The 11,263-nt window shown below is 50.6% G+C and carries 12 protein-coding genes and 1 pseudogene; 7 read left to right on the top strand and 6 right to left on the bottom strand.

Features of this window, described 5'->3' with window-relative positions; all coding sequences use genetic code 11:
• Window positions 1–6: 6 nt before the first annotated feature.
• From BLW29_RS20000 to BLW29_RS19980, 5 genes are all read right to left on the bottom strand, one after another.
• A complete protein-coding gene (locus tag BLW29_RS20000) occupies window positions 7–381 on the bottom strand; it encodes a hypothetical protein (RefSeq protein WP_143044436.1) in 375 nt (124 codons plus the stop codon).
• Between the two features lie 121 nt (window positions 382–502).
• Window positions 503–895 (bottom strand): VOC family protein, encoded by a 393-nt coding sequence (locus tag BLW29_RS19995; protein WP_090982854.1) that lies wholly within the window; start codon window positions 893–895, stop codon window positions 503–505.
• 25 nt (window positions 896–920) lie between these two features.
• A complete protein-coding gene (locus BLW29_RS19990) occupies window positions 921–1,781 on the bottom strand; it encodes a phosphotransferase (RefSeq protein WP_177186722.1) in 861 nt (286 codons plus the stop codon).
• A 51-nt stretch (window positions 1,782–1,832) separates the two neighbouring features.
• A complete protein-coding gene (locus tag BLW29_RS19985; protein ID WP_090982850.1) occupies window positions 1,833–3,443 on the bottom strand; it encodes a gamma-glutamyltransferase family protein in 1,611 nt (536 codons plus the stop codon).
• A gap of 44 nt (window positions 3,444–3,487) precedes the next feature.
• The gene (locus BLW29_RS19980; protein WP_090982848.1) at window positions 3,488–4,054 is read right to left on the bottom strand and encodes a DUF1697 domain-containing protein; all 567 of its coding nucleotides are present in this window, start codon (window positions 4,052–4,054) and stop codon (window positions 3,488–3,490) included.
• Between the two features lie 155 nt (window positions 4,055–4,209).
• Here BLW29_RS19980 and BLW29_RS19975 point away from each other — a divergent pair, with 155 nt between their 5' ends.
• Window positions 4,210–4,995 carry an IucA/IucC family C-terminal-domain containing protein gene (locus tag BLW29_RS19975; RefSeq protein ID WP_177186721.1) on the top strand — a complete coding sequence of 262 codons (786 nt, stop codon included), beginning with the start codon at window positions 4,210–4,212 and terminating at the stop codon, window positions 4,993–4,995.
• A 62-nt stretch (window positions 4,996–5,057) separates the two neighbouring features.
• On the opposite strand, the gene BLW29_RS19970 is transcribed toward BLW29_RS19975, so the two are convergent.
• Complete coding sequence (locus BLW29_RS19970; RefSeq protein ID WP_090982844.1) at window positions 5,058–5,870, bottom strand: ABC transporter ATP-binding protein; 813 nt, start codon at window positions 5,868–5,870, stop codon at window positions 5,058–5,060.
• A gap of 169 nt (window positions 5,871–6,039) precedes the next feature.
• Here BLW29_RS19970 and BLW29_RS19965 point away from each other — a divergent pair, with 169 nt between their 5' ends.
• The 6 genes and pseudogenes from BLW29_RS19965 (at window position 6,040) to BLW29_RS31850 (ending at window position 10,932) form a co-directional block, all read left to right on the top strand.
• Window positions 6,040–6,819: a hypothetical protein gene (locus BLW29_RS19965; protein WP_090982842.1), complete on the top strand. Its 780-nt coding sequence runs from the start codon at window positions 6,040–6,042 to the stop codon at window positions 6,817–6,819.
• Between the two features lie 112 nt (window positions 6,820–6,931).
• Window positions 6,932–8,206: a stalk domain-containing protein gene (locus BLW29_RS19960; protein ID WP_090982840.1), complete on the top strand. Its 1,275-nt coding sequence runs from the start codon at window positions 6,932–6,934 to the stop codon at window positions 8,204–8,206.
• 84 nt (window positions 8,207–8,290) lie between these two features.
• A complete protein-coding gene (locus BLW29_RS19955) occupies window positions 8,291–9,304 on the top strand; it encodes a FecCD family ABC transporter permease (protein WP_090982838.1) in 1,014 nt (337 codons plus the stop codon).
• Complete coding sequence (locus BLW29_RS19950; RefSeq protein WP_090982836.1) at window positions 9,301–10,341, top strand: FecCD family ABC transporter permease; 1,041 nt, start codon at window positions 9,301–9,303, stop codon at window positions 10,339–10,341. The genes BLW29_RS19955 and BLW29_RS19950 overlap by 4 nt, the downstream gene beginning before the upstream one ends.
• Before the next feature lie 350 nt (window positions 10,342–10,691).
• Window positions 10,692–10,802 (top strand): annotated as a pseudogene (locus BLW29_RS32155) (hypothetical protein); the annotation flags it as partial.
• A 1-nt stretch (window position 10,803) separates the two neighbouring features.
• Window positions 10,804–10,932 carry a hypothetical protein gene (locus BLW29_RS31850; RefSeq protein WP_256208738.1) on the top strand — a complete coding sequence of 43 codons (129 nt, stop codon included), beginning with the start codon at window positions 10,804–10,806 and terminating at the stop codon, window positions 10,930–10,932.
• The last annotated feature ends 331 nt before the right edge of the window (window positions 10,933–11,263 follow it).

Here is an 11,263-nt window from a genome sequence, read left to right as displayed (position 1 = left end):
AGCGTTTTAATAGCAAGATGTTTTTGGGTGAGGTGCTGCTTGCTGTGGCGATGCTTCGGCTTTGTTGAACTCAGGCAACGATCTGCCTGAAGGTGGGGATGAGTTTCCGCCGATGTAGACTCCCTGGTTCGCTTCTTTCTCCGAATGCTTCGAGTTTCCGCCGATGTGGACTCCCTGGTTCGCTTCTTTCTCCGAATTCTTCGAGTTTTCGCGAATGTAGACTCCCTGGTTCGCTTCTTTCTCCCATTTCTTCGAATTTGCACTAATGTAGACTCCCTGGTTCGCTTCTTTCTCCAAATGCTTCGAGTTTCCGCCGATGTGGACTCCTTGGTTCGCTACTTTCTTGCCAAGAGAGGTACCCGGTACCTCTCTTGATCCCAATTCCACCATTCCGCCCCAATTTGCGGTACCAGATACCTCTCTTCAATGGTTAGCCAATTGAAAAGGCTGCCCCTGTCATCTAATCGATGACAGAAACAGCCCCTCTGATAAATCTGCTAAACTATATCCGCTTCCCAATCTCCCAGTGGTGGCCAAACGGATCAATCAGCCGTCCGATTCGCCAGCCGTGGCCTTCATTGACAGGCGCGACTACCTCCGCACCGGCCGCGACGGCTTGCTCGAACAGTGAATCCGGATCGGCTACAGTCAGAATCATCCGAACAGAACCTGGCACATCCGGTTTCGGACTTGACTCCGGATCCTCTTGAATCCAGAAGCCTGCACCTTGAACCGACAGTTCCGCGAGAACCGGCTTTCCCGCTTCTTCTTCCAACCTGTAGAGCTCAACAGCCCCGAAAGCAGCTTTATAGAATGTTAAAGCTTCAACTGCACTGTGAACTGAAATCCATGGAGCGATTGATGTTACTGTAGTTTGCGATTGGACATGCGACATCCGATTACCTCCCTGATGGACATTCCTATTCTCGTACGAGTGCTTTCCAGTAATTCCATGCTTCCATATATGCCGGCAGATCGTGCGGATGGTGAAGCAAACAGACGCCAATGCGATAATAAAGCCCCACCACGACCTCCCAGACCAACTCCTCACGCTCCAACGGCTCATGGTCAAGGAGTTCGAATGCCGGGAGCAGCGTATCCATCGTCAGGTCATCCGGTGAAGAAACGAATGCGAAGACAAAATCATACAGCAGCGGTCCGGCCATCGGGGTCGGATCTATAACTCCTACCAGCTGCTCGTCACGAAACACGAAGTTATGTACGCCGCAATCGCCGTGAAGCGCATAAAGAGTACGTCCTTCCCTACGCACGAGCAGCTTCCTCGCAATCGCATGCACCAGCTCATAGTCGGCAGCAGGCAGCAGACTTCCAATCTCGTTTTTTGCAAAATCTAAACCATCAAGCGTGTGATCATCCCACACGAGAGACGAGTCCGTTTGCTCCACTTTCAAGTAGTGATTCAGCAAGTCTACCGTCAACTTCGGCAGCCATTCCTTCTTCGGGCCACGCTCATCACCTGTAGTTCCGGGAATGAACGCATACACGATGAAGGAATGATCCGGCGCCAAATAATAAAGCTTCGGCAATAGCGGACTACCCGCGTAATCATTAAGAAATCGCGCCACAACAGACATATACTCCGCTTCTTCCAGCTTCAGTACATAACGAGGCGCTTCGTCCACCATCAAGATATAGACGCGTCCTTCTGTCGTGCCATTCATCTGATGCATAAGCTTCGAATCCGGATGAATGATCTGTTTATCCGAAAGCTCTCTTATGATTTCACGGATATCCGGACCAGCAGTTTGTTCGGTTTCCACTTTGTTTACGCTCTCCATTCCTTTATCTAATTCCAACCACCTCGTCAAACGCTACCACGAAGCAATACAGCCGTCTGTTCTCGGTTCGGTTCCTCCGATCAAGACACCATTCGCATCCCGCCAAATGATCTGTCCGCAGCCAAACGCTTTACGATCGGACAGCACTTGAATGTCATGACCTTTACGCTTTAGCTCCTCTACGATCTCCGCACTAAACTCACCTTCAACGACGAGATGTTTGCCTTCCATCCACTGCCACCTAGGCGCATCGAGCGCTGCTTGCGGATTCTGATGATGATCCAATAAATGAGAGATCACCTGCAGATGACCCTGCGGCTGCATGAAAGCCCCCATCACGCCGAATGGTCCAATCGGCTCCCCGTTCTTCGTAAGAAAACCCGGAATAATCGTATGATAAGGCTGTTTGCCCGGCTCCAGTACATTCGCATGCGCAGGATCAAGGGAGAAGGATGCCCCTCTGTTCTGCAGGCTGATCCCGGTTCCCGGTACCACGATTCCCGAGCCGAAGCCCATATAATTACTTTGGATAAAAGAAACCATGTTCCCTTCCCCGTCGGCAGCAGCCAAATAAACCGTTCCGCCTTTAGGCAATTGGCCAGGTTCAGGCATCAATGCTTGTTCACCAATCAAGCTGCTGCGAAGCGCAGCATAGGAAGGCGACAGCAGCTGCTCCACGCTGGCTTTCATTCGGTTTGGATCGGTAATATAATGCTTCCCATCGGCAAAAGCGAGCTTCAGTGCTTCAATCTGGACATGAAACCTGCTTGCGCTCTCCTGACCTGCGAGATCCCGTCCATTCAACATATTCAAGGCCATTAAGGCCACTAGTCCTTGCCCGTTTGGCGGCAGCTCCCATACATCATAACCTCGATAGGGCACAGAAATCGGGTCCACCCATTCCGGCTGAAAGGAGGCAAGATCCGTGCTGCGAAGCAGCCCCCCGCTTTCTCTCGCATGCCGATCGATCAACGCTGCCAACTCGCCTCGATAGAAAGATTCGCTGCTAGATTCTGCAATCAGCCGAAGTGTCCGTGCGTGATCCGGTGACCGCCACATTTCGCCTGCCTTCGGTGCTCGTCCAGCCGGAGCGAAGACGCGAAACCACTCTGCGAAAGCCGGATCATTCCCGCTTCGCTGCGAATACACCTCATAAGCACGCTGCCATTTCAAAGCGAGCTCCGGCGAAACCGGATAGCCGCCATCGGCGTAATCAATGGCGGATTCCAGCAGCTGCGCGAATGGCAATGCGCCGAATCGAGCAGATAAGCCTGACCATGCTCCCGGAGCGCCGGGTACGGTCACCGGAAGCCATCCGCTTGCCGGCATTTCCTCTTCGAATCCGCGCTGCCGAACCGCGTCCGGCGTCAATAGCTCCGGCGCTCCCCCGCTTGCATTCAAGCCATACATTTGCCCTTTATACCAAACGATCGCGAACGAATCGCTCCCAATGCCATTGCCTGTCGGCTCCACCACGGTAAGACATGCTGCCGCCGCAATCGCCGCATCAATAGCATTCCCGCCTTGCTGCAAGACACGAAGTCCCGCTTGAGATGCGAGCGGCTGCGAAGTAGCGACCATCCCTTTCCTCGCCACGACTGCCGTTCTTCTGGATGGATACGGATACTCGGATAGATTGAACATGACAAGCTTCCCCCTTATCGTGTAGATCGCTAGATTTGCACCGCTTAGTTGGCATTACCCATTTCCTGCGACATCCCAATAAGCTTCGTCAATGTATTCCAATTCCGAACGGTTACAGGAGCATTCAGCTTGTCTACTTGGACGGAAAGCTTGGAATCCCGCACGCTTTGGCGAAATAATAGATACACATCCCGGCCCGCAATAACATACCGATCTTCTTTAAAATCATAGCTCTCCAGCTTCTCCACTTTATTGGCATTCGGCTCATCCAGCATCATCGCAATATAGAGGCACTCCCCTTCAAAAGAAGCTTCGGCTGCCTTAACTGCTTCATCCGAGAATGGAAGATTAGCGGCAATTTCAGTGAGTTCATCGGCTGTGCGAATAATAACGCGAATGGACAAACCGAACTTGCTCTCAATCAGCGCCTCGATTTTCCCACGTAATGTCAGTTCATCCTCATCCGACTCAAACAAAATATTGCCGCTCTGAATATACGTTTGAACCCGCAACAATCCCAGAGTTTCCAACGCTTCTCGAAGCTCTGCCATCTTAATCTTGTTCTTTCCGCCGACGTTGATACCGCGCAACAAAGCAATTTGAATCGCCATCTACGCTTACACCACTTTCTGTAAAAACTAGTTTTCAATAGTCTACCATATTCGCGCGTCTGGGGCGTATAGGGTTGGGAGGAATTCATTGACAAATGCAATTGAGAACAATTATCATGATCGTAGTTTTAAAACCACAGGTCAGGAGAATTGCCATGCTCCCATTGGATCCAAACGTTATCGTAAACCGACATAAGTTTAATTTCGGCGCGCCATCCGTCGAAACGACCGTATATTCATTCGAAGGAACCGACCCTGCTGTAGGGATTACAGAACTGGTTGACCGATTTGCCTCACAAATTAATGCTCCTGACAACAAGACAGTAGGCATGTTGTTCTGGAAAAGATATTGTGCATTATTCGCCGGAGCTGTCTATACGTGGCTGCATCAGCGTTATCCGCTTGATCTCTCCTTCCAGAATGTTCGTTTCGTACAGAGTGGCGCTAACGTCAAATTCTATTTGCTCAGCGATGCGCCTGTTACTGCTATCACGCTGCTGCAGAGCGAAACCGAACAAGACGAAGCCTATCTGCGTCATCTCTTCCATGACCATGCCTCGCAAGTAATCGCTGCTGTCGTCAGTCATACCGGTGTTCCCGTCCCCGGAATGTGGCATACGATTGCCTATTTGCTCGCCCATTGGAAGCAGACTTGGCTGCGAGAATCGCCATCTGAGGCGTTTACTTCACGCATCGAACAATGGTTCGAATATGCGACAAGAAGGCTGGAGCCGGATTGGCTGCCCGGTCGTGCCGTCAATCCTATGTCCTGCACTTTCCGAGCCGTAGAAGATCCGCTGCATGAGGGTCGCAGTATATTGGTGCGCAGAGCCTGCTGCATGAATTACAGACTCCCCGGGGATGACGATCCATACTGCTATACTTGCCCGCTGATCACCGATGAACTGCGCATCAAGAAATTTCTGGAATCTCATGCCTAAACTTCGAAATCGTATCTTGCATTACACACAATAAAGAGGCTTGCTCACGCAAGCCTCTTTATTTATACATGTACCAATCCTAAAGATAACGATCTGCCTTTTCCATGCGGAATACACATCGGCGTGCCAAATAACGGATCGGGAATAATGTCTGCTTTCATGTTGAACACCGCATCGATCATACCGGAGGTGACAACCTCCTCAGGAGGTCCCTCCGCAAAAACACGATGGTTCTGGATGGCCACAATATGATGCGCGTAGCGGCAAGCCAAGTTTATATCATGCAGCACCATCACGATCGTGCGGTTCTCCTTCGCATTCAGCTCAAACAGTAAATCAAGCACTTCGATTTGATGCGTTAGATCCAAATAGGTGGTCGGTTCGTCTAACAGAATAATATCCGTACCTTGTGCCAGAATCATCGCAATCCATGCACGCTGCCGTTGTCCTCCAGACAAGGAGTCGACTGTCCGCTCAGCTAAATCCGTCAACCCCGTCGTCTGCAACGCTAACGTGACATGACGTTCATCCTCCTTCGACCATTGCTGAAGCCAGCTCTGATAAGGATAACGGCCTTGTTTGACGAGCTGCAGCACGGTTAACCCTTCCGGCGCGGTCGGCCCCTGCGGCAGAAGCGCCATCCGTTTGGCAACTTCCTTCGTAGGCAGCGAAGCGATATTGTCCCCTTCAAGCAGCACATTGCCCTGCTCAGGCTTTAGTAAACGCGCCATCGTGCGGAGCAGTGTCGACTTCCCGCAGCCGTTGCTGCCGATCAGCGCTGTGACTTTGCCTTTCTCAATAGCGACATTCAAATCCTTGAATATAAATTGGCTACCGTACGCTACCGATAGCCGGTCGGTTTGCAGGGCATTCACGCGGCGCTCAACTCCTTCTTTTACCATCGATTGTATGAGGATTCGAACATCGTTGTCAATGCAAATGAAAATCATTATCAGAAAAGTATTGAAAACGATTCTCACTTGAACTAAAATAGCTTAGTATTGTTCCGCAATTCCATATTCTCACTCGTAAGGAGGAATCAGGATGAAACGTTATTTCGTAATCGCCATCGCGGCGGCCGCATTGATGACCGCAGGGTGCAATAATACTCCTGGCGCAGGACGCTCGCTCATGGGCGAACAGAATGATAACGGTAAAGCAGTATCGCAAGAAGCAGCACTACTGGATGCACAGGAAACAGAAGCAACCGCAGCAGAATCGGAGACCACCGAGGTTGAAGCACCAGCTAATGACGCTGATACAGAAGAAGCTGTCGCAGCAGATCCCCCTGCCGCAGCAGCAGAAGATACGGCTGCAAACCAATCGTCAGAAGCTGCAAGTGAATCTACCAAGCCGGAAGCGAAGCCGGCCGAAGAGAAGCCTGCACCTCCCAAGAAAACAACTAAGACCGAACAGAAAGTAAAAGAAGCTACGAAGAGCAACCTCGACGCAAACAAAGCCGTTACGGATTCCATTATGGATAACGCTGCGGATCAGAAGACCGCAGATAAGCAAGTGTCCGAAGCGTTCAAGAGCTCCATCGAATTAATCAGATCCCAGATTAAAGACTTGAAACAGCATGCAGAGAACAACGACGCCGAGCAGATCAAGACAGTCTCCGATCAGATTATTACCAGTTGGGACGCGATGAAAGCAGATGTCAAAGCAGCGGCTTCCGATATGGTTAAATTTCTGGATGAGAAAGTCGTCAAGCTAACCGAGCTGAACGGCACCGAAACAATCGACCAGACTGCCATTCTGCAAATCGACTATGAGCTGTATCAGGGATTTCGTCAGCTTGCAGATAAAGCAGGCGTGAAATAGCTCGGTTCTTTTGGCAAAATTTGTATTGACTTCTCTAGTAAATTTGCACTATCATTCTCTATGACAATGATAATCATTATCAATATAAATCGAAAGGTTGTGCACTTCCCCCATGTTTAAACCCGTATTTCGTACGTTGGCCTTATCGCTTACTTTCATTCTGGCAATCGTTTCCGTACCGTTCACAGCAGCGGCAGCAGAAACCCCGATTAGTGTCGTCCTAGACGGCAGCAAGCTTTCCTTCGACGTACCGCCGCAAGTCATCAGCGGCTCAACTATGATTCCCTATCGTCTATTATCCGAGAAACTGAATGCCAAGATCGGATTTGATCAAGCCTCTAAGAAGCTTAGCGTTACTCGCGGCACAACGACCGTACAATTGACGATCGGCAGCAATCAAGCGACAACCAACGGCAAATCGGTCACACTCGATGCGAAAGCCGTTGAGAAGAACGGCCGTACGCTTGTCCCTCTTCGCTTCCTTGGTGAAGCTTTCGGCTTATGGGTCAATTGGAATGCGGGCTCCAAGACAGTCAACCTGGACAGTAAACGCACCATTACGCATGCTATGGGCAAAACCACATTGAATGCTGTGCCCAAACGTATCGCGGTTCTGTTTAACGGCGGCGTCGACGTTTCTCTTACTCTCGGCGTGAAACCGGTAGGTGCAGTTGAATCATGGGTACAAACCCCTTGGTACCACTACCTCCGCGCGGATATGGCCGGCGTTACGAACCTCGGCAGCGAGCTGCAGCCGAATATGGAAGCGATCGTTGCTCTGAAACCGGACCTCATTATCGGATCGAAAACACGCCACGAGAAAATTTACGATCAGCTCTCTGCTATCGCGCCTACGATCTTCGTTGAAGAAGTATTCGGCTGGAAAGCGAACATGCAGATGGCTGCACTAGCCTCGAACAAAGAAGACAAAGCGGCAGCATTCATGGCGGACTGGAACAAACGCGTTGCAGACTTTAAATCCAAACTCGGCAGCCGTGCGAATACGCAAGTATCGATTATTCGTTTCCAAGACGATAACACCGCTCGTTTCTATGTCACCGGATTTGCCGGCAACATTCTCGAGGAAGTTGGCTTGCAGCGTCCTAAAGCTCAGAAGGTCGATGGCAAGGTGCTCGTGAACCTAACCTCGCAAGAGCAAATTCCGCTCATGGATGGGGATGTCATCTTCGATATCACATCAAGCTACGGTGAAGGCGAAGAGTTCAAGTCCCAGCAAGAATGGCAGAAGAACCCGCTGTGGAAGAATTTGAAGGCGATTAAGAACAACAAGTACTATAAAGTCAACGACATCACATGGAACATGTCCGGCGGTGCTACTGCTGCGAAAATGATGCTTGACGATCTTTACTTCTACTTCGATCTATAAGAGACCGTATCTACAATAAGTACGTCTGAGAGAATGGGCCGGTCGGCTCATTCTTTCGTGCGTCAGGGGACTGGAGCGACGAGCATGGAAAGGTTGTTTGCCGGCATTCCGGCTAAGATTACAGGTCTACTACTTGGATTCATTATTATGATCCTCTTTATTATTGCGAGCATGGTATTCGGCGCAACGCCAATTTCGCTCTCGGATGTCTATCATTCCTTCACTCATTACGACGAATCCTCGAACGAGCAAATTATCGTACAAACATCGCGTGCGCCGAGAGCTTTCGTCGCTGCCGCTATCGGAGCAAGCCTAGCCGTTGCCGGGTCGTTGATTCAAGGGTTAACGCGCAATCCGCTGGCTGATCCGAATGTGCTTGGCATTAATTTTGGCGCATCGTTTGCTGTCGTGTTTACCGTAACCATGTTATCGGTCAGCTCACTGCCTGTGCTTACCGGCGTCTCCTTCCTAGGTGCCGCAGTCGCTGCTCTGGCGGTTTACATCTTAGGTTCCATAGGCCGGGACGGTCTAACGCCGCTCAAAATCATACTTGCAGGCGCAGCACTAAGCGCTTTATTCTCCTCCTTCACGCAAGGCATGCTTGTTCTGGATGAGCAAAGCTTAAACGAAGTCATGTTCTGGTTAACGGGCTCCGTTGCCGGCCGTTCCCTGGATATGCTTCAAGCCGTCCTGCCGTTTATGGCGGCGGGCTGGATTGCGGCTTTGTGGATTTCGAGGCATATGAATGTGTTAACTATGGGCGATGACACGGCGCAAGGACTCGGGCAGCGGACGATTTTCATTAAGCTTGCCGCGGGCATCATTATTATGGCACTAGCTGGCAGCTCTGTCGCTGTAGCAGGTCCTGTCGGTTTTATCGGACTCATCATTCCTACGATTGCCCGTTTATTCGCCGGAAACGATTATCGCTGGATCATCCCATACAGCGCCTTGCTTGGCGGGATTCTGGTACTAGCAGCTGACATCGGCGCCAGATTCATCGTAAGACCCGAAGAGCTGCCGGTTGGCGTCATGACCGCCGTCATTGGCATTCCTGCATTTATCGTGATTGCCAGAAAGGGGATCGTTAAATCATGAGAAACTTTACCTATATCCGGTTCAATAAGGCTCCGGTATCCTTTTTCCTACATAAGAAAACGGTTAGGCTCACGATCGGTCTTCTGCTGGCAAGCTTCTTGTCCTTACTAGTCAGTGCCGCGCTTGGCGATATGCGCATCTCTCCAGTGAACGTGATCCGTACGTTGGTTGGCGGAGGAACGGAGGAGTACAAGCTCATCATCAATACGCTGCGTCTGCCGCGCATTATCGCCGCTTTTCTCGTAGGCGCTTCGCTAGCCGTCGCCGGTGCCATATTGCAAGGGATTATTCGCAATCCGCTTGCTTCCCCGGACATTATCGGCATTACCAGCGGCGCTTCTGTTGCGGCAGTCGCCTTTATCAGTTACCTCTCGAGTACGCTTAGTATCGTATGGTTGCCGGTTGCGGCTATGGTTGGCGCAGGCATCACCTCTATCTTGATTTATTTTCTCGCTTGGAAGAAAGGCGTTACACCTATTCGCCTCGTGCTCATCGGCATCGGCATCAATTTCCTGCTTGCCTCGATTACGAAGGTCATGCTTGTTATGAATCCCATTACTACCGCTTCACAAGCCTATGTCTGGCTGACAGGTACCGTTTACGGCACCGATTGGAAAATGGTATGGACCATCGTGCCATGGGTCAGCGTCTTTATTCCCCTCTCCTTCCTATTTGCGCGGAACGTCAACGTGCTGCAGCTTGGCGATGATATTGCCAAAGGAGTAGGCAGTGCCGCACAACGTCAACGTTTCGTGCTGCTAATGATCAGCGTCGCGTTAGCCGGAGCTGCGGTTTCGGTCGGCGGAGCCATCTCTTTCGTCGGTTTGATCGCGCCGCATATGACTCGCAAGCTCGTAGGTCCGGCCTTCGGCGGCGTATTGCCGATTGCAGCATTGATCGGCGGACTCATGGTAGTACTAGCCGATACAGTGGCTCGCACCGCCTTCTTGCCTTATGACATTCCGGTCGGTGTCTTTACAGCGGGAATCGGAGCACCCTTCTTCATCTTCCTGCTCTATCGCAATCGAAACGCATAGGGAAATGAAAAGTAACGATTGCAGAGATGATTCTTTCGCAGGTATAATCTTCCATATTAGCGTGCAGGACCATGAGTCTTGCGCGTTTTTTGGTTCCATAGCATGGTTGCGAGCTGAAACCGGAGGAATGAGAGAATGTCGATCGTTACGGACGCAAAGGGAAATGTTTTGTTGGCATAAACGCCATACGAGAGGAGGAGCTTAGCCGCATCCCGTTAGAAGCACCACTGACTCATGCCTTAATTGTAGTAAACTATCAGGGTAAGCACCTCTTAATGCCCAACAAGTGGCGGAATAGCTGGGAGCTGCCAGGAGGTATCATTGAATAAGGTGAAACACCCAGAGAGTGTGTGGTCAGGGAATTATACGAAGAAACCAGTCAAACCTTACGCAATGCAGTGTTCAAGGGGCTCATGAAATTTGATCTTCAACCCAGCTTTCACGGCCCGAGGAGAATCGAGTATGGCGCTTTATTTTATGGGGAGCTCGATGACTTCGTTGCGTTTATTCCAAATGATGAAGCGGAATCCATCGTCCTATGGGACGGTTCATCCGACATCGGCGATATCGAAGGAATTGATCGAAAGTTAATAGAGATTGTCTGCACTAACCAATCCTAAGAAGTGGGTGGATGGTTATATCATTGGCTTCGGCTCGGGTAAAAAGGGATAATCCACTCGCATTCCACTCGGCGCGAACGGCTAACGAACCGTAGCGGCTTTATTGGGTCGGAATTCGGGGTTCTGATATTCTAACGAACCGTACAGGTGCTATTATGGCACAATCGGCCCCAAACTACCGGCAAACCACCCAATAAGACCTCGTCGGGCGATGTAAAATAGTTTGTGTACCAAGATTTGGAGCCTTAACAGGCAGCAAAAAAGTAGGGTATTCTCGGGGTTACCACACGCACCAAGAAGGA

The sequence above is a fragment of the Paenibacillus sp. CF384 genome (assembly GCF_900106745.1).
Lineage (GTDB): Bacteria > Bacillota > Bacilli > Paenibacillales > Paenibacillaceae > Paenibacillus_Z.
This window is presented reverse-complemented; position numbering and strand designations above follow the sequence as displayed.